The organism is Roseivirga sp. E12 (assembly GCF_017592825.1).
In the GTDB taxonomy this organism is placed as follows: domain Bacteria; phylum Bacteroidota; class Bacteroidia; order Cytophagales; family Cyclobacteriaceae; genus Roseivirga.
Genome location: NZ_JAGFMD010000010.1, coordinates 48,521 through 66,587, shown reverse-complemented (window position 1 = coordinate 66,587; position 18,067 = coordinate 48,521). Strand labels below are relative to the sequence as shown.

At 40.0% G+C, this 18,067-nt stretch carries 18 protein-coding genes; 9 read left to right on the top strand and 9 right to left on the bottom strand.

The genetic code is table 11. The annotated features are described in order from the left end of the window. Positions 1-47 precede the first annotated feature (47 nt). Positions 48-671, top strand: coding sequence for a histidine phosphatase family protein (locus tag J4E76_RS18620; protein ID WP_208506304.1), 624 nt, complete (start codon positions 48-50; stop codon positions 669-671). Here J4E76_RS18620 and J4E76_RS18615 read toward each other — a convergent pair. From J4E76_RS18615 to J4E76_RS18605, 3 genes are read right to left on the bottom strand one after another with little or no spacing between them, the layout of a single operon-like run. Continuing rightward, positions 643-2,037, bottom strand: coding sequence for a tol-pal system YbgF family protein (locus J4E76_RS18615; RefSeq protein WP_208506303.1), 1,395 nt, complete (start codon positions 2,035-2,037; stop codon positions 643-645). The two genes, J4E76_RS18620 and J4E76_RS18615, sit on opposite strands and share 29 nt — an antisense overlap. A gap of 60 nt (positions 2,038-2,097) precedes the next feature. Then, positions 2,098-2,871, bottom strand: a complete 774-nt coding sequence (locus J4E76_RS18610) for a zinc ribbon domain-containing protein (protein WP_208506302.1) — start codon at positions 2,869-2,871, stop codon at positions 2,098-2,100. A gap of 11 nt (positions 2,872-2,882) precedes the next feature. Next, positions 2,883-3,980, bottom strand: a complete 1,098-nt coding sequence (locus J4E76_RS18605; protein WP_208506301.1) for a Nif3-like dinuclear metal center hexameric protein — start codon at positions 3,978-3,980, stop codon at positions 2,883-2,885. Positions 3,981-4,032: 52 nt separating this feature from the next. On the opposite strand from J4E76_RS18605, the gene lpxK reads away from it, so the two are divergent. Both lpxK and J4E76_RS18595 read left to right on the top strand, forming a co-directional pair. After that, positions 4,033-5,067 carry a tetraacyldisaccharide 4'-kinase gene (gene lpxK / locus J4E76_RS18600; RefSeq protein ID WP_208506300.1) on the top strand — a complete coding sequence of 345 codons (1,035 nt, stop codon included), beginning with the start codon at positions 4,033-4,035 and terminating at the stop codon, positions 5,065-5,067. A 21-nt stretch (positions 5,068-5,088) separates the two neighbouring features. Beyond that, a complete protein-coding gene (locus J4E76_RS18595) occupies positions 5,089-7,011 on the top strand; it encodes a putative porin (RefSeq protein ID WP_370592824.1) in 1,923 nt (640 codons plus the stop codon). Here the strand turns inward: J4E76_RS18595 and J4E76_RS18590 are convergent. Beyond that, complete coding sequence (locus tag J4E76_RS18590; protein WP_208506298.1) at positions 7,008-7,910, bottom strand: DUF3078 domain-containing protein; 903 nt, start codon at positions 7,908-7,910, stop codon at positions 7,008-7,010. The genes J4E76_RS18595 and J4E76_RS18590 overlap by 4 nt on opposite strands. A 128-nt stretch (positions 7,911-8,038) precedes the next feature. Here J4E76_RS18590 and J4E76_RS18585 point away from each other — a divergent pair, with 128 nt between their 5' ends. Further along, the gene (locus J4E76_RS18585) at positions 8,039-8,644 is read left to right on the top strand and encodes a tRNA-(ms[2]io[6]A)-hydroxylase (protein WP_236017548.1); all 606 of its coding nucleotides are present in this window, start codon (positions 8,039-8,041) and stop codon (positions 8,642-8,644) included. Here J4E76_RS18585 and J4E76_RS18580 read toward each other — a convergent pair. Then, positions 8,641-9,906: an asparagine synthetase B gene (locus J4E76_RS18580; protein ID WP_208506403.1), complete on the bottom strand. Its 1,266-nt coding sequence runs from the start codon at positions 9,904-9,906 to the stop codon at positions 8,641-8,643. The genes J4E76_RS18585 and J4E76_RS18580 overlap by 4 nt on opposite strands. Before the next feature lie 114 nt (positions 9,907-10,020). Between J4E76_RS18580 and J4E76_RS18575 the strand changes: the two genes are divergently transcribed. Both J4E76_RS18575 and J4E76_RS18570 read left to right on the top strand, forming a co-directional pair. After that, on the top strand, positions 10,021-11,253 hold the full coding sequence (locus tag J4E76_RS18575) for an ABC transporter permease (protein WP_208506297.1): 1,233 nt from the start codon (positions 10,021-10,023) through the stop codon (positions 11,251-11,253). Positions 11,254-11,329: 76 nt separating this feature from the next. After that, a complete protein-coding gene (locus tag J4E76_RS18570) occupies positions 11,330-11,707 on the top strand; it encodes a hypothetical protein (RefSeq protein WP_208506296.1) in 378 nt (125 codons plus the stop codon). Here the strand turns inward: J4E76_RS18570 and rsmG are convergent. The 3 genes from rsmG to J4E76_RS18555 are packed head-to-tail and all read right to left on the bottom strand — an operon-like array spanning position 11,701 to position 14,075. After that, a complete protein-coding gene (gene rsmG, locus J4E76_RS18565; protein WP_208506295.1) occupies positions 11,701-12,327 on the bottom strand; it encodes a 16S rRNA (guanine(527)-N(7))-methyltransferase RsmG in 627 nt (208 codons plus the stop codon). The two genes, J4E76_RS18570 and rsmG, sit on opposite strands and share 7 nt — an antisense overlap. A 45-nt stretch (positions 12,328-12,372) precedes the next feature. Further along, the gene (locus J4E76_RS18560) at positions 12,373-12,981 is read right to left on the bottom strand and encodes an RNA polymerase sigma factor (RefSeq protein WP_208506294.1); all 609 of its coding nucleotides are present in this window, start codon (positions 12,979-12,981) and stop codon (positions 12,373-12,375) included. Then, a complete protein-coding gene (locus J4E76_RS18555) occupies positions 12,972-14,075 on the bottom strand; it encodes a glycosyltransferase (RefSeq protein WP_208506293.1) in 1,104 nt (367 codons plus the stop codon). The genes J4E76_RS18560 and J4E76_RS18555 overlap by 10 nt, the downstream gene beginning before the upstream one ends. 72 nt (positions 14,076-14,147) lie before the next feature. On the opposite strand from J4E76_RS18555, the gene tgt reads away from it, so the two are divergent. The 3 genes from tgt to J4E76_RS18540 are packed head-to-tail and all read left to right on the top strand — an operon-like array spanning position 14,148 to position 17,271. Then, positions 14,148-15,278 carry a tRNA guanosine(34) transglycosylase Tgt gene (gene tgt / locus J4E76_RS18550; protein WP_208506292.1) on the top strand — a complete coding sequence of 377 codons (1,131 nt, stop codon included), beginning with the start codon at positions 14,148-14,150 and terminating at the stop codon, positions 15,276-15,278. After that, positions 15,278-16,357, top strand: a complete 1,080-nt coding sequence (locus tag J4E76_RS18545) for an LptF/LptG family permease (protein ID WP_208506291.1) — start codon at positions 15,278-15,280, stop codon at positions 16,355-16,357. The genes tgt and J4E76_RS18545 overlap by 1 nt, the downstream gene beginning before the upstream one ends. Then, positions 16,357-17,271, top strand: coding sequence for a DMT family transporter (locus J4E76_RS18540; RefSeq protein WP_208506290.1), 915 nt, complete (start codon positions 16,357-16,359; stop codon positions 17,269-17,271). Before J4E76_RS18545 ends, J4E76_RS18540 begins: the two co-directional genes overlap by 1 nt. Here J4E76_RS18540 and J4E76_RS18535 read toward each other — a convergent pair whose 3' ends face one another. Further along, complete coding sequence (locus J4E76_RS18535) at positions 17,272-18,021, bottom strand: M23 family metallopeptidase (protein ID WP_208506289.1); 750 nt, start codon at positions 18,019-18,021, stop codon at positions 17,272-17,274. Positions 18,022-18,067: the final 46 nt, after the last annotated feature.

Below are 18,067 nucleotides of genomic sequence, written 5' to 3'. Positions count from 1 at the left end.
TTAATTTTTAGTTTTGCGGCTGGCCGAAGCAAAAATAGGAGAAATTGATGACCAAAAAAATATACCTCACGCGACATGGACAAACAGATTACAACAAAATTGGAGTGGTTCAAGGAAGTGGTATAGACTCTGATTTAAATGCACTCGGACAAGCACAAGGAGAAGCTTTTTTTAGTACCTACAAGCATATACCATTTAAGAAGGTATACATCTCTGCGCTTAAACGTACCTATCAATCTGTAGTGAACTTCATAGAAAAGCCTTTAGCTTATGAAAAGCTGGCAGACCTAAATGAAATTAGCTGGGGCGAGCGAGAGGGAATCCCCGTTGATGAGGAGGGGGATGCTTATTACCTGAACATGATTAAGTCCTGGCAAGAAGGCCGTACTGATGTAGCCATTGATGGAGGGGAGAATCCTGAGCAGGTTGCCGTAAGAATGCACAATGCTCTTGAGTATATTCTCAGTCAGTCAGATGAAGATACAATCCTTATTTGCATGCATGGAAGAGCAATGCGTGTAATGCTGGCCGTAATGCTGAATTACCCATTAAAGTGTATGGACTTATTCGAGCACTCAAACCTTTGCCTGTATGAACTGACTTATACAGGGTCAATGTTTATTATAGATCGATATAACGACACTAGTCATCTTGTTGGTCTAGACGTTTAAGGGCAATTTTGGCCTTGCTATCAAGGCTACTCTTATAAGGATGTTTTCTAAATGATAGCACTTCGTTGAAATACATTTTGGCACTATCAATATCACCTTCATCTCTCATTATGTAGCCTAGCTGCAGAAATGAATTTGGACCATAATAGGTCTCTTCAATCAGTTCAGCATTGTCAATGACTTCCCTATAGTATTTTTGGGCATCTTGAGACTTCGACTGTAGATGGTTTAACCGTGCTTTACGATAGGTTAGTTCTAGCTTTTCGTATTCTGAAAGATCTTTCTTTTTATCAAGAATAGTAATCAGACTATCCGCTTCTTGATAGTAGCCTCCATCTATTGCAAAGCGTATCCTTAATGATGTGGGGTTCTGCGAATCCAGTGTTTTGGCTATTTTAGCCGCATTCTTATCAACTTCTGAATAGTTATCGCCTTCTGTTCTACTTTTATTAAGACACTCCTTATAGGCCTCCAATTCTCCTGTTAGGCCATACGATATACTGAGTTTAAGATAGGTGTCTTTTATATAAGATTTGCCATTGAATGAGCCAAGGAATTTCTGATAGTGATCAATTGCAATTTGATATTCGCCTGCTTGAAAATAGGTCTCTGCAATTAGGTAATTATGGATTGGGAACCGTTTTACACTCTTCAAAAGAAGATCACGTGCAAAGATTGATTTATGGGCCTTTGAATAGACCAGAGATTTCACATACTGGAATAAAGGAAGATTATCAGGTATATCATCGGAAATGAACGCTACAGCTTTGCCAAAGTCCTCCAGTAAATAGGCATTTGTCATTCCCAAAATAAGCTTGGATTCGGTTACTAATTCGGGATACTGATCGCCAATAGACGCCAATTGAGTCAGTCCGGTTAACACATCTCCTCTCAAGCCAAACAGGTTCATGAGCCATTGGTTTTTACTGGGTACATTTCCGAAAATGATATTTAAGAGTCCTAGTGTTCTTTTGTTCGGTTCAAAGTTCGGGTACTTAGTATTATTTTTCTTTGCACTTCGGTAGGCACTTCTAAGTCCCCAAAAGGCATCCCATTCATTACCATATTTGAAGTTTACAAATGCCCATTGTAGTTTTATTTCGGCTTGAACAAATGGCACCCAGGGAGAGGAGTTTTCGAGCCGGTCAAGCGCCTTGAGCCTGATACTTTCATTTGACTTAAGCTCCTTAAACCGAGATTCACTTTCCTCAAGAATGAGCTCCAATATGTCTGCGAGATTTGCATAATACAAATCCATCGGTAGGTCCGAATTGGCAGTAGCCGTTCGAGTTTTTTCAAACTCCAAGTTAAGAAGGGGATTGCGACCGGAATGTTGTCCGCTGGCCGTCAAAAAAGTAAAGAGCATAAAAAATGGATAGACTAACAAGCCTATCCATCTTCTGTATTTTGATAAAAGAGTCAACGATTAAGCTTCCTTCTTTCTTCTGCTTCTTTTTGGTTTTTCTTCCGCTACAATCTCATCTGTAACTTCCGCTAAAATTCTTCCACAGTGCTCACAAACAGTTATTTTTTTACTGTCTCTAATGTCAGCCTGTCTTTGTGGAGGAACAACGTTGAAACATCCACCACATGCACCTCTACTTACAGGTACTACTGCTAGGCCATTTCTTGCATTCGTACGTAGCTTATTGTAAGAGATCAATAATCTTTCTTCGATATTCTTCGAGGCTTTTTCTCTATCTCCCAAAAGCTTCTTTTCATCCGCTTCGCTTTCTTTTGTCAAAACCTCAAGTTCAGACTTTTTAGTTTCAAGATCTTTTTGTCTTTCACCCAACTCACCCTGTGTCTTTTCAATCTCCTCTTTCTTGAGTTCGATTTTAACGAATGCCTCTTTGATTCTTTTCTCAGAGATTTGAATTTCAAGGTTTTGCAACTCCATTTCTTTCGTAATGGCATCGTATTCACGATTGTTACGAACATTCATTTGCTGCTCTTCATATTTTTTGATGAGCCCCTCGGAATTTTTTATTTGAGTCTTGTGATCAGAAATATTGCCCTCTAGCTCTGCAAGTTCAGTATTGAACTTTTCAACGCGTGTTTCATATCCTGCAATCTCATCTTCAAGATCTGCTACCTCTTCTGGTAATGCGCCTCTTACTTTTTTGATCTCATCTAATTGAGAGTCAATTGATTGTAGGTTCTTTAACGCCTCTAATTTCTGTGAAACTGTTTTTTCCATTGACGATTTTTTTAGAAGTACTTTACGGGATTCGTATCCACCTCTGATAAATAGGTTGCAATATTAGCAAAATTTTCTCTGATAAACCCATCAATCAACTCTTTTGTAAAGACTTCACTTTCATAGTGTCCAATGTCCGCTATCATGGTTTTACCTTCTCCATCAAAGAACTCGTGATACTTAAAATCTCCGGTTACAAAAGCATCAGCTGATTGTGCCTTTGCATGGCCTAATAAGAAACTTCCGGCACCACCACATAGTGCTACTTTTTTAATCTCACTGCCGTCAAAAGGAGTATATCTGATCACCTTCAAAGACATTTTTTCCTTCAAATAAGCAAGGAAATCTTCAGGTGTCTTCGAGCTGGGCAGTTCACCAATCATTCCGGCACCAACCTGCTGGTTTGTATTCTCAACGGATTGGATAAAATGAGCAACTTCTTCATAAGGGTGAGCCCTGTTCATGGCAGATATGACTTTGTGCCTAAGTACAGCAGGGAAGATGAGTTCCACCTTGTCTTCTTGGGCAGACTCTTGTTGTCCTGGCTGACCAATACTAGGCTGAGCGTTTTCATTGGGTCTAAAAGAACCAGTACCTGTTACCTTAAAACTACAATGGCTGTAGTTACCAACATTGCCAGCACCAGCCTCATGAATGGCGTCCAAAAGTTTTGCTGTAGAATCTATGGGTACAAAGACTTCGAGTTTTAGAAGTGTATCTGCTTTAGGAGCTAGAATTTGCACGTTTTCAAGCTCCAATTTCTCGGCTATTTTGGCATTAACGCCATTATGCACATTGTCAAGATTAGTGTGGATGGCATAGATCGCTATGTCATTCTTTATTGCCTTTATAATGGTTCTTTCAACATAGTTTTTGCCATTGAGCTGCTTTAACCCTTTGAACACAATCGGGTGATGCGCTATGATCAGATTACATTTCTTGCGAATTGCCTCATCCACAACGGATTCAATACAATCAAGTGTAATGAGAACTCCACTGATGTCACTATCGAATGTACCCGTTATAAGCCCTGAGTTATCATAGTTTTCCTGATATCCTCGAGGGGCTATATTTTCTAGTACAGAGATGATATCCTTTATTTTTGTCATATTTGACTTTATTTGCAGCCTTTAAATCTCTAAAGATAATCAGCTGAATTGAATGAAATTCATCAGAGCATTATTCTTTCCTTTTTCAGTACTCTATGGCTGGCTAATGCAAGCCAGAAATCGCCAGTTTGACAATGGTCAACGTAGCCAAACAGCGTTCGATCGTACAATCATTTCGGTAGGAAACTTGTCAACCGGAGGAACTGGTAAGACTCCAATGATTGAATTCCTGATCAAGAGCCTCAAAGACGAGTACAGGTTAGCAACCATCAGTCGTGGTTATGGTAGACGAACCAAGGGGTTTATAATGGCTTCTGATGCTGATGATGCGAAGAGTATTGGAGATGAACCCTTACAATTTTATCACAAATTTGGTCAAGATATCACCGTTTCGGTTTGCGAAGAGCGAATTTTGGCCGTTCCGTCTGTTCTGATGGAAAAAGATGATGTGGAGGTTTTTCTTTTAGACGATGCCTACCAGCATAGAAAAGTAGCGAGAGACCACAATATCTTGTTGTCCGACTACCAGCATCCTTTTTACCAAGATTTTGTATTACCAGCAGGAAACCTCAGAGAACCACGAATTGGAGCTAAGCGTGCGGATGCCATTGTCATAACAAAGTGTCCGGAGCTAGGAGAGCAAGAGAAGGAAGTGGTTATTTCTAATGTGAGAAAATACAATGATATTTCACCCATTTACTTCTCTCATATTGCTTACCAAGATGTCCGATCGGTTTTTGGTAAAGCAAGCATACCAAGAGAAATCGCATTGCTGACCGGTGTGGCTAAGGCACAGCCCATTGCCAAGCACCTTTCTAAGTCGTATTTAATATTGAAACACTTAGAATATGCAGATCATTACAATTTCAGATCAAGTGATTTAGATGAAATGACCAAAGTACTTGCTAAGATTGATGTTACGGCCATGGTCACCACCGAGAAAGATATGGTACGACTTTTGCCTTTCAAGTCGCACCCGATGTTCGAAAAGATCGACTTGTTTTACTTACCTATTGAGTTTAGGATGGATCGAGAAGATGATTTTTTATCAGATGTAATCAAGGTGATTCAAAGAGGGAAAAGGTAAACTGAATTTGTATTTTTGGCCGTGCGTAAAGGAATTCTATTATTAGTTGGTTTGGTGAGTTTAAGTTCTTGGGCATTGGGCCAAGTGGGTGGTCTGAGCTCTTTTCAGAATGCTGAAACCGATTCACTTCTAGCTGCCAGAAGTAAGGCGCGCGAGGATAGGGAAAAAAAGACCGGTAACTATGGAGCGCATACAACGCGGTTCACCTTTGAAGAGAATTTTAAATTTAACAACATTCAATTCGTTACCCCAGACACCATTCCAGACAATCTACATCGATTTGGTGACCTGGAGAGAAGCGGATACTTAATTCAAAATTTAGGTAATATAGGTACAGCTCGAAGGTCTCTTTTCTTTGAGCCTTCAAAGACCATCGGTAGAACCTCAGGTTATTCAGTGTACGATGATTTCTATACCTCTCCCGATCAGATTAAGTATTATGATACAAGGTCGCCTTATACAGATGTTTTTGCAGCTTTCGGTGGTGGTGGCAGAGCTGTTACAGATGTTACTTTCGCTTTGAACGATAGTGTTCAATTCAATATTGGGTTCAATTTTAATAGCATTCGATCGGATAAGCAGCTCGCCTTTCTGACAAGGGGTGACCGACAGGTAAAGAATAATGACTGGAATATCTTTGGTTTTTTGCGCCCTAAGCGCTTGCCTAAGTACCTGCTGCTTTTTAACATGACTCAACTGAACCATGAAGTTTCTGAACAGGGAGGGATCATTGATCCTAGCTTAGATACCTCTAATCCGGATGCTTCTTTTTTCGATTATCAAGATGCCAACGTTATTCTTGATGATGCCTTTAGTAAAGATAAAAGGGGAGGTTTTCACATTTATCAGCAATACGATTTAGACTCTATATTTCAAGTCTATCATACGTTTAATTACCTAGAACAAATTACAAGGTTTGACGATTCGTACACTTTGACCGGTTCGGATTCATTACTTTATGAATCTGTAGGCGGGGAGACCTCCGGTACTATTGCTCAACGGACTACGTTCAGAGAGCTTTTAAATGAATTCGGTCTAAAAGGCAGGACAAAAAAGTTCTCTTACACTTTACTTTATAAGAATCGGCTATTGTCTTATGATGTTGCTCAAATTGAGAATAAGGTGAACGAAACCGAGCACTATCTGGGAGGGACACTTAGGCAACAACTCACTCCAAAGATATTTCTTACGGCCTCAGGCGAACTCCTTTTGGGAGGTAATTACTTCGCTGAGGGAAGGTTTACTAGTGATTTCTTTGATGCCACCTATAGTCGTATAAATAATAAGCCATCGTTTCTGGTCGAACGTTTTGAAGGTGAGCAACGTCAATGGACGAATACTTTTGAGAACCAGATCTCTGATAATTTTCAAGGGACCATCAAGTTAAAGTCTGGGAATATTAGCTTTAGACCTTTTGTCAAGTTTAATCGAATTTCTAACTACACCTACTTTGATGAAAACAGATTGGCGGCTCAGGCTACCGATGATGTGGTGTTATTAGCTCCAGGTTTTCACTTAGATTGGAAAATATCAGACAAATGGTTTTGGAGCAGCTCTATTTACTACAACAATGTTAGCGGAGGATCGGCCAGTACCTTTCGCATTCCAGAGACCATGGCTCTAGCGCAAATAGCTTATAAGAACGTGCTGTTTGATGGAAAGATGATTGTTCAAACTGGGATGGATGTTCATTTTAGAAGCGGCTATTTTGGCCAAGCCTATGACCCAACGTCTCAGCAGTTCTATCTCCAAAACAGTTTCAAACAAGATGGGTTTGCTAAAATCGACCTGTTCTTGAACTTTAAGGTCAAGACCTTCTTATTCTTTGTCAAGTCGGCTCACTTCAATCAAGGTTTGACAAATGACGGCTACTTTATAACTCCATTGTTTACCGGCACTCGTCAAACACTTGATATGGGTGTTAGATGGTCTTTTTACGACTAATTTGATGTGAATAGTGCAAAGTTCGCACCGAAGTTTAATACATGCTTAAACTGCAATTCTCTTGTTGGAGGACCAGTTTCTTGCTCAAAGAAGATGTCAGCATCGTAGATTAGCTGAGTACCGAATGTGGCATTGAACCACTTGTTAATCTTCATGACAAGCAACGTTTCCCAGTTCACATCAATGGTTCCAAAAGTATCAGAATATGGTGTGAAGAAGTTGGCATTACTGGTCAGTGTAACGTTCTCCATAATAGGAAGGCTAAGGCTGGCTAGAAGGTTGGTACCGAATTCTGCACGGAACTTCTCATTGATATCTACACCGTAAGCTCCAACAGCTGAGAGGTCGTCATCAGAAACAAAAGTGAATTTACCAGCTGCAGGAGCAAATGAAATGCTCAAGTGCTTACCTACTTGGTGATCTATTCCTAAGTTGACGGATAGATAACCTGGTGCCATGAAATTTGAAATTTTAGTGACTATTTCCTCACCTACATTTGTTGGGTGATCTTCAAAAGTATTACCGACCAATAGCTGAGTTCTTAGAATACCAGTTAAGCTCCATGAGAGGTTCTCATTAATAGCCTTGCTGTATTGAGACAGTAAGATGATGTTATCGTCAGTCTTTCTGAAGTCTTGCTCTCCTACCTTTGCTCCACCAAGGGCAAAATCGAATTGGTTCTTCCATGTACCATTCCCTTTGGTTCTAGTTACTGAGGTATTGAATACAGTTCCAATGGCGAGAGAATTCTCTCCACCACCAGCCCAGTTGGACAAACCAACATTAGCTAAGTTCACTCCCCAAGAACCTTTTTTTTCAATGGTTACTGAATCTGCGTTTTGGGCCTTTACCGAGATTGTTACAATCAGTAATAACGCCAATAGAATGTGTTTTTTCATGTTTTGTATTTGAGTTGTCGATGAAGCTGTAAAAATGGAGCTTATCTCAGGATTATCAAAAAAAATGCAGTTTTAGAATGTGACCGTTCAAAATTTCTGATTTAGAAGACTAGGCTTACTTTTACAGTATGGAGACTGAGTTCAAGAATAATATGTTGGGTTTGCAACTTCCAACAGATCCGCGCTGGGTTAATATTGCTCAGATGAATATTGAGGACATCTTGGTGGATCATGCTTATTGTGAACAAAAAGCTGCTTCCTCATGTATTTCTTTGATTGTGCAATACCCGGAAAAGGAGTCCCTTGTCGAAATGATGACTCCTGTGGTGGCTGAAGAATGGAATCACTTCGAACGTGTAATAGAGCACCTGAGAAAGCGGGGAATGGCTTTAGGTAAAATGCGTAAGGACGAATATGTGATTAGGTTATCGAGTATTCTGAAGAAAGGAGGTAGCAGAGAAGCTCAGCTTGTAGAAAAGCTATTAATGAATGCATTGATCGAAGCACGAAGCTGTGAAAGATTTAAACTCCTACATGAGCAGATCGAAGATGAAGAACTTCAGAAGTTCTACTACGAACTTATGGTGTCAGAAGCTGGCCATTACAAGAACTTCATCAGCTTGGCCAAAGAATATATGCCCGAAGACTACGTGAGAGATCGCTGGAAGGAGTTTTTAATAGAAGAAGCCAAAATCCTTCAGTCGCTTGAAGTAAGAGGGGATAGAATGCACTAGGTTTTTCTCTTTTTCTTCTTAGCAGCAGGGAACAGGATGTTATTCAAGATTAAGCGATAACCCGGTGAATTGGGATAGAGGTTCAAATCGGTAGGTTCCTCTCCAACTTGATGTCTGTAGTCTTCCGGATCGTGCCCTCCATAGAAGGTCCAAAAACCTTTTCCGAATACACCGTGAATATATTTTGCTTCATCTGCAGCAGTGGTTTCGCCCATAATCACAACATCTGGCTTAACTGTGAATTTTTTGAATGAGGTTGTTTGTCCGTAAAACCCCTTTACCAAGTTGATGTGGTTTTGTGTCAGCATAGTTGGGATAGGATCCCATTTAGCAGAGAATTGAAAAAGCTTAAAGTAATCATTGCCTTCATTTAATGACCTGCTTCTTCTCGCGTCTGTATTATCTATGTTCGAGAACTCATATTCCATCGGATCTTTCTTTATTCTAAAATTCTCGAAAGCTAATGTTTGTGAAAAGTCAAATTTAGATTCGGCCGATGGATCAGCAGGGTCACCGTCATACATTGCCTCTATGAAGTCAGTACCGGCTGCCGCAAGCGCAATATCAAAACTGTCAGTGGCAGAGCACATGGCAAATAGAAAGCCCCCGCCAGCTACGAAGGTTTGAATCTTTTGGGCAATGGCCAACTTCAATTGTGAGACTTTTCTAAAGCCATGTTTCTTAGCCATAGCCTCATAATCTTTTTGTTGCTGTATATACCAACTGTAGTTTTTAAATGAGGCATAGAACTTACCATACTGTCCTGTGAAGTCTTCATGGTGTAGATGAAGCCAATCATAAGTTGTCAATTCATCTGCCATCAATTCATCATCATAAACAACGTCATAGGGTATTTCGGCATATGAGAGAGCTAAGGTTACGGCATCGTCCCATGGCATCTTACTTTTGGGAGAATAAACTGCGATTTTGGGTACCTTTTCTAACCGCATCATATCCATGTTCGTGGAAGGTGATGAAAGTTCTCTGGCATACCTTGCAGCATCGGCATCAGAGATCAATTCGTATGATACTCCCCGAATGACCAGCTCGTTCTGAATGCCCGTTCTTGCAGGGAGTAAAAAACTTCCACCTCTGAAATTTAACATCCAGTCAATTGGTTCGTCTTGACTAAGAACCCAGTAGGCTACGCCATAAGCTTTCATGTGATTGGACTGAGATTGGTCCATTGGAACAAGAATCTTATTAGCATAACTAAAGCTTGTAACAGTAGTCAAAAGGAGTAGGAGCAGAATTCTCTTCATCATGAACAGGATTTTAAACCGTTTAAGTGTGGAATCGTTTAATTTACGTATTAGTTACTAATTTCTGACCAGTGGTCAGGTACATTTGTAACGAGCTAAAACTCAAAATGACCAATGAATTTAGGACAAAATATTAGCGAGGGTATTAATTCGATTAAGTCGAACGTTCTGAGGACTGTTCTAACAGGCTTAGTTATTGCAATTGGGATCACTTCGCTTGTAGGAATGCTTACGGCAGTAGATGGGATAAAGAGTGAAATCGATGCCAGTCTCTCCAATTTAGGAGCAAACAGTTTTGACGTAAACTCTAAATTCGTTCGAGGTAATAGGAATGGTCGAAGGTCTAAGTCTTTTGAACCCATAAAGTTTGATGATGCAATGCGCTTCAAAAATGACTTTGATTATCCATCCACCACCACAATTTTTACGAGGGCCAGTGGAAGTGCTGAGGTTAAATACGAAGAGAAGAAAACCAATCCGAATGTCACGATTACCGGTGGTGATGAAAATTACTTTATAATTAAAGGGATTGAAATAGAAAAGGGGAGGAACTTCTCATCTCTTGAAACACAGTATGGTAATTATGTATGTATTCTCGGTACTGAGGTTGTCAAAAAACTTTTCGAAGAGAATGAAGAGCCCCTCAATAAGACAATCAAATTTTATGGTAATAACTATCGTATAATTGGAGTACTTGAAGAGAAAGGAGGCTTTGGTGGCGATACTGAGGAAGATAGAAACATTATTATCCCTCTCTTAAATGCCAAGCGCCTTGATAGGAGTGGACGAATGCGCTATAGCGTTACCACAATGATTGCAAACCCTGAGAACATTGATTACGCAATGGGTGAAGCTACGGGTTTCATGCGTAAGATTAGGGGGGATAAAATAGGTGAAGAAGATTCGTTCGAACTAGAACGAAGCGATTCTGTTACAGAGGCACTTGATGATATAACCAATGGTATGCGATGGGCTGGATTTAGTATTGGTGCCGTCACGCTCTTGGGAGCAGCAATTGGCTTGATGAATATAATGATGGTAACTGTTACCGAAAGAACTCGAGAGATTGGAGTTAGAAAGGCCCTAGGAGCTACACCAAAAAGGATACTTCAGCAATTTCTGATTGAAGCAGTTGTTATTTGCCAAATGGGAGGAATAGTAGGGGCCATACTAGGAATTATTGTGGGTAATGTAATTGCCAACTTCTTAGGAGGTGCATTCGTAATTCCTTGGCTTTGGATCACCGTAGGACTTGTTGTTTGTGTAATTGTAGGGGTCGTATCTGGTTATGTTCCAGCCAAGAGGGCTGCAAAACTAGACCCAATAGAGTCACTAAGATTTGAATAAGCGGTTTGTGCCGCTGATGAAAAAGCCTCGCTAGTCGAGGCTTTTTTTTATCTTGAAGTTCACAAATTTCAACGTTATGAATCTTCACGACCCAGTCCATAAGAAAGTAATCGGTATTTCATTTATTGTCTTTAGTGCTTTGTGGCTACTATCAATGGCATTTTTCGATACTTTTATGGATTTTTTTGTAGACAAAGCAATTGAAGAATCAGGTGGAGACCCCGATGTATTCTTCATTTTTGATATTATAAATTCTGTCTTTTGGGGAATTACCGTCCTCTTTTTTATCCCAAGACTGGTATTAGGAATAGCCTTGGTTAGTGGTCAGAAATGGGCAAATATTCCTTCTCTTGTTTATGGCGTGGTAAGTCTCATTAACTTCCCGGTAGGCACAGCTTTAGGTGTTTATTGTATTATGGTTTTTACTGCCAAGAAGCCCGATGAGGATTATTGAGCAGGAAGATAGATTACCTTCTTAGTTTCAAAGAATTCTTCTTCAAAATAGTTACTCAATTTATGGGTAGCTATTTTTTTGAGTCGTGATTCTTGAAGTTCTTCTAACAAATCTCCTCCCTTTAAGTAAAGCAGTCCATTTTTTAATTTATGCCTTGATCTGGGATTGAAATTCTTCTTTATCCAAGGATAGAAGCGTACTAACCGAGTAACCGCACGACTGATTACAAAGTCATATTGTTCCGTAATTTGCTCTGCCCGTTTATGTTCACCAATAACGTTCGTCAAACCAAGGCTTTCACTGACGGCATTAACCACCTTGATTTTTTTACCAATAGAGTCTACCAAGTGAAAATTGCTTTCTGGGAAAAGAATGGCTAGAGGAATACCAGGAAACCCACCACCAGTACCCACATCCAGTATTGAAGTGCCCTTTTTAAAGCTAATGACTTTGGCGATTCCCAAAGAGTGCAAGACATGACGTTCCGAAATATTTTCGATATCCTTTCGAGAGATTACGTTGATCTTGTCATTCCAGTCAGCATAAAGTGATTGTAATTGGGAAAACTGGTTTTTCTGTTTATCCGTTAGCTCAGGAAAGTATTTCAGGATTATCTCCATGTCTTGAGAAAATGATTGATTTGAAAACTAAACCTGACCTTAAGTTTAGATATGATCTTTTTTGCTTTTGACAAGGTCATACATAAGCTCACGAGCACGATGTAGCTGTGCTTTCACAGTTCCTAAAGGTGCTTCTAGCTCTTTAGCAATCTCATCATAGCTTAACTCATCAAAGTATCTGAGTTTAACTAAGCGTTGATACTTTGCAGGGAGCTTCGTAACGAACATTCGGACAAGTTCTATCTTTTGACTCTTGATCGCTTCTTCTTGTGGGTTCAGATTTCTATCAGCTACGTCAATTGTTACCGAATCACCATTATCATCTTTAAATGAGGTGTCTAGACTCATAGTGTCTAATCTCTTTTTCCTGATAAAGTCAATCGTATTGTTGGTAGCAATCCTAAATAACCATGTACTGAAAGTAAAATCCTTCTTGAACTTATGAAGGTTTTTAAAAGCTTTAGCAAAGGCTTCGATGGTCAAATCTTCCGCGTCATCAACGTTTCTGACCATTTTCAATATCATGTGATAGACGGGCTTCTTATACCGTTGCATAAGATCAGCATATGCTTGCTGATCCTGTCCGCTTACGGCAGAGTCTATCAGGCGAAAATCTTGAAGTGCCTTGTCAGAAAACTGTTTACCTACTTCCATTTAATACTTTTAGTTGATAGCGCTCGGAGGCTCACAACAGGATAGTAAATGCTATAACAAAGATCTAATACAGGAAGTGCCCAAAATTTAATGGGGGACCCGAATTTTTGACCAACGCGGGCAAATATACTATAAAATGACAAGCTCCTTAGACCAAAGGCTGCCAAAATCAAATAAGGATTAATTGTACTTACCAACAACGAGAAAAAGAATATCCATCCGAACAGAAAAGTTAACGTAAAAACCCCTAAAAGCGTTTTGTCTTTTTTATGATAGTGGACACCAACTGATAAGTGACGTGTTTTTTGTTTGAAATATTGAGACCATGAGCGCTCAGGAATCGAGATAGTCTGACTTGAAGGGATAGTAAGATTGGCTGTGTTTTCTTTTGTGGCTAAGCGATTGATCATTAAGTCATCATCACCTCCAGTGACATGGGCCATTGACTTCAAGTAGTTAAGGTCATAAGCAGTTCTTCTAATGGCCCAATTTCTCCCTACACCCATATAGGGCCTCCTTATTGCTGAAAATCCCAGATATTGTAGTCCGGTAAGTAAGGTCTCGAATTGAATAAAATGATTAAGAAGGCTTTTCCCTTCTTGATAGGGAGAGTAGCCAAGAACGATGTCTATTGACTCATTAAATGCTCTTGCCATAATAGTGCCCCACTGTTTGGATTTGGGCAGACAATCTGCATCTGTGAAAAGCAAAATTTCATTACTGGCTCTTTGAATGCCTTGACTTAAGGCATATTTCTTTCCAGTCCACCCATCAGGCAGGGCATTAATTATGACCTGTTGAAAGTCATCTAAGTTCAATATGGCCTTATTAATTACAGACTCAGAATTATCATCAGACCTATCGTTTACAATGATAACTTCAAAGTTTGGATGGTCCTGGTCTTTCATAGCAGCAATCAGACCTTCTAGATTTTTTGATTCATTTCTTGCAGCGATAATTATGGAGACGCTAGGTACTTGAGTGGATTTTATTTCTTCTGAAATGGGAGAGAGGAGTTTCCCGAATACCATTTGGTGAAATAGAATTTGCACCACCATGCAGAGTAAAAAAAGTACTAGTATGATCTCCGTCATTGGGGAAAGAATAAGTTTCAAAGAAACAAGAATTGACCAATACTGCTATTTTTGTGCCGTCAAAATGTGCGAATGGACTTTAAGTTAGAAGTAGAGGATAAGGGATCAAAAGCTAGAGCTGGAACCATCACAACAGACCACGGTGTAGTTGAGACTCCTATTTTTATGCCTGTTGGAACCGCAGGGACGGTAAAAGCTGTACACCAGCGAGAACTTAAGGAGGATGTAAAGGCTGAAATCATTCTTGGAAATACTTATCATCTATACCTTCGACCTGGCTTAGAAATTATAGAAAAGGCCGGAGGTCTTCATAAGTTCAATGGTTGGGATAGACCATTGTTAACTGATTCAGGGGGATATCAAGTGTATTCACTTGCCAATACTCGAAAAATCAAAGAAGAAGGAGTAACATTCAAATCACATATTGACGGTTCTAAACATACTTTCACTCCAGAATACGCTATTGATATTCAGAGAACTATAGGTGCAGATATAATCATGGCCTTCGATGAGTGTACTCCATACCCATGTGAGTATGGTTATGCGAGAACCTCTATGGAAATGACACATAGATGGTTAAAGCGCTGCTGTGATCGTTTTGATGAAACGGAAGGAAAATATGGCTATAGTCAGACCCTCTTTCCGATTGTTCAGGGGAGTACCTACAAGGACCTCAGACAAAAGTCTGCTGAGACCATAGCGTCTTTTGGTAGAGAGGGCAATGCAATTGGTGGTTTGTCAGTAGGAGAGCCTCATGAGATGCTTTATGAGCAAACAGAAGTAGTTTGTGATATTCTACCAAAGGATAAACCGAGGTATCTGATGGGAGTTGGAACACCTGAGAATATTCTCGAATGCATAGCTTTGGGTGTTGATATGTTCGATTGCGTAATGCCGACAAGAAATGCTCGTCATGGTCTTTTGTTTACTTCAGAAGGGATCATCAACATTAGAAACGAGAAGTGGAAAGATGATTTTTCTCCAGTAGATCCCAATCTAGATGGTTATGTAGACAGTTTCTATACCAAGGCCTATTTAAGACACCTTACGCATAGTAAGGAGATACTTGCTGCCCAAATAGCCAGTATCCATAATTTGACATTTTACCTTTGGCTGGTAAAAGAAGCTAGAAAACATATACAGGCAGGCACGTTTATTGATTGGAAGAACGTCATGGTTAAAAAGTTGGTGACTAGGTTGTGATGAGGATCTTAGACAGATATATCCTCAAAAAATTCTTAACCACCTTTATCTTCGTGGTGGCCATTCTGGTGGCCATAGTACTGATCATTACTTTTTCTGAAAGGAATGAGAGCTTTATTAAGAACAATGTTCCTGCAAGCCTTGTCCTGCAATACTTTCTTTCTTACGCGCCTTACATCGCAAACTTGATAACACCAATTACAGTGTTTATTGCTACTGTTTTTGTCACTTCGAAATTGGCGAGTCACACCGAGATTATTGCTATTCTGAGTGGGGGTGTGAGCTATCCCAGGATGCTCAAACCATTCTTCATTGGATCGTTGATCATTGCCTTGGTAAGTTTTGTCTTTACAGGATGGATTATTCCTGATGCAAACAAGTTCAGAGTTGCTTTTGAGATTAAGTACTTCGATAAGGAATTCAACTTTAGCGACCGTGATGTGCATTTTAAGGTCTCGCCAACAAAGTATGTCTACGTAGCATCTTATGACAACCGAAGAGATATAGGTTTTCGATTTACACTTGAAGAAATACAAGACAAGCAAGTCCTATGGAAGTTGACTGCACGAGATGCTACATGGGATACATTGAGTATGGGCTGGAAGTTGAAAGACTGGAGCTTGCGAGAGTTCGATGGTCCTAAAGAGAGCTATAAATATGAAAACATCAAGGATACTGTCATTCAAATCAATATGACGCCAGCGGACTTTGGCAATACTAAGAGCTTTGAGCAGACATTGACAATCAACGAACTAGATGAATATATCGATGAACTTAAGATGAAAGGCGCTGATAATATCGCCATTTATGAGATCGAAAAGCTCGTACGGTATATGTCACCATTTACGGCAATCATTCTGACGTTTATAGGGGTAATACTCTCTTCTCGAAAGACAAGGGGAGGAGTTGGTTTCCAGATAGCTCTGGGATTTTTCATTGCCTTCATCTACATCCTGGTCTTTATTGCAGCAAAGAGTAATGCGGAAACAGGGTCAATGAATCCGGTTTTGGCTATCTGGTTGCCTAACATAGTATTCTCTATCTTAGGCGTCTTGTTATATCGCTTCGTACCCAAATAATGACAGCCACATTTAAAGACTTTGTTAAGCTTCACTTCATTGTGTTTTTGTGGGGCTTCACTGCCATTATTGGAAAAGAACTGAGTATATCGACTGCCGATGTGGTAATGTACCGTACTGGGATTGCGGCTATCGTTGTTGGCATCTATATGCACTTTAGGAAAGATCCGTTGAGATATCCCCCCAAAGTTTTGATTAGGTTTTTTCTCACTGGATTGGTGATTGCAGCTCATTGGTTTTTGTTCTTTGAATCTGCAAGAATATCTAACGTTTCCGTATGCTTGGCCGGAATGGCGACCACAACTTTTTGGACCAGTCTTATTGAACCAATTTTTACTAAACGATCGGTAAATGCAATAGAGGTTCTATTAGGTCTAATAGTGATCGGAGGCCTTTACGTTGTATTTAGCTTTGAGTTGGACAATGTATTGGGCTTTTCACTGGCAATAGCGTCTGCCATGCTATCTGCTACCTTTTCGGTACTGAATGCGGGGTTTGCTAAAAAGCACTCTCATTATGGCATAACTTTCTATGAGATGTTGGCAGCTTGTTTGTTTACCGTCATTTTCATCCCTATTTACAAAGTTGTATTCCTAGAAGAGGCTGCCAGTTATGCAGTTCCAGCGGGACTTGAAGATTGGGGATTCCTTATTCTTCTATCTGTGGTTTGTACGGTTTACGCTTTCTCTGCATCAGTAGAGTTGATGAAAAGAATTTCGGCTTTCGCAGTAAACTTGGCCATTAATATGGAACCAGTGTATGGCATATTGATGGCCTTGCTTATTTATGGAGAGAGTGAGCAAATGAGCAATGGTTTCTACCTAGGTACGCTTATCATAATGGTCGCGGTTTTCTCTTATCCAATGATAAGGAAGTATCAAAAGCGAGTGGAGATGAGAAAAGTTATACATTGATTAAAAGGCCGAATACATCATTCCAGGCTTAAGGAAGCCAATCTTATTATGTTGGTATTTGAACTTTGTCTTTATGGTAATTTGTCTGATACCATCCGTTTTGAACACTGTAAAGTGTAGGTGAGGGCCTGTAGCATAACCAGTATCACCACATTTCCCAATTTCTTGTCCTTGCTCTACTATATCTCCAAGCTTAACAATGGCTCCATTGAGTTGTAGGTGGTGATACTCCGCAATAGTCCCATCATCATGCAGGATTCTTACAAAGTTGCCATCTGTTAAACAATCATCGGATGGACAACCTCGATCAGAGTCTTCTTTTACCATTACAACTTTGCCATTACGGGCTGCAACAATTATTTCACCCTCGGGCATCGTGAAGTCAAGGGCATTGACACCCTGATGAGTCGATGGACCGTTATAACCTTGTGACATCATGTACCTCCCTTCTTTAAATGGTAACTGATATACATAATCATCATTGTGGACAGCATTGGCATCGCCTTCCATATACTGGAACTTATAATTGACTTTCCAGGGGATGTTTCTCTTTATATAAAAGGTGGCTATGACAAAGCGCTTCTCATTGCCAGGTAGGACCACGAATTCAGGCATGGGCTTATTAGTATCTAAGCCAGTTTGGTCTATTTGCAGTCGTATTGTATATGGAAACAAGTCGGGGTTGTCAGCATAGACTAGAATACGTTGGCCGACCTGTGCATCATATATTTTGATTCTCTCTTGCGCCAATAATGAAGTAACTGATAGCACGAGAAGTGTGCTCCATAGGGATAGC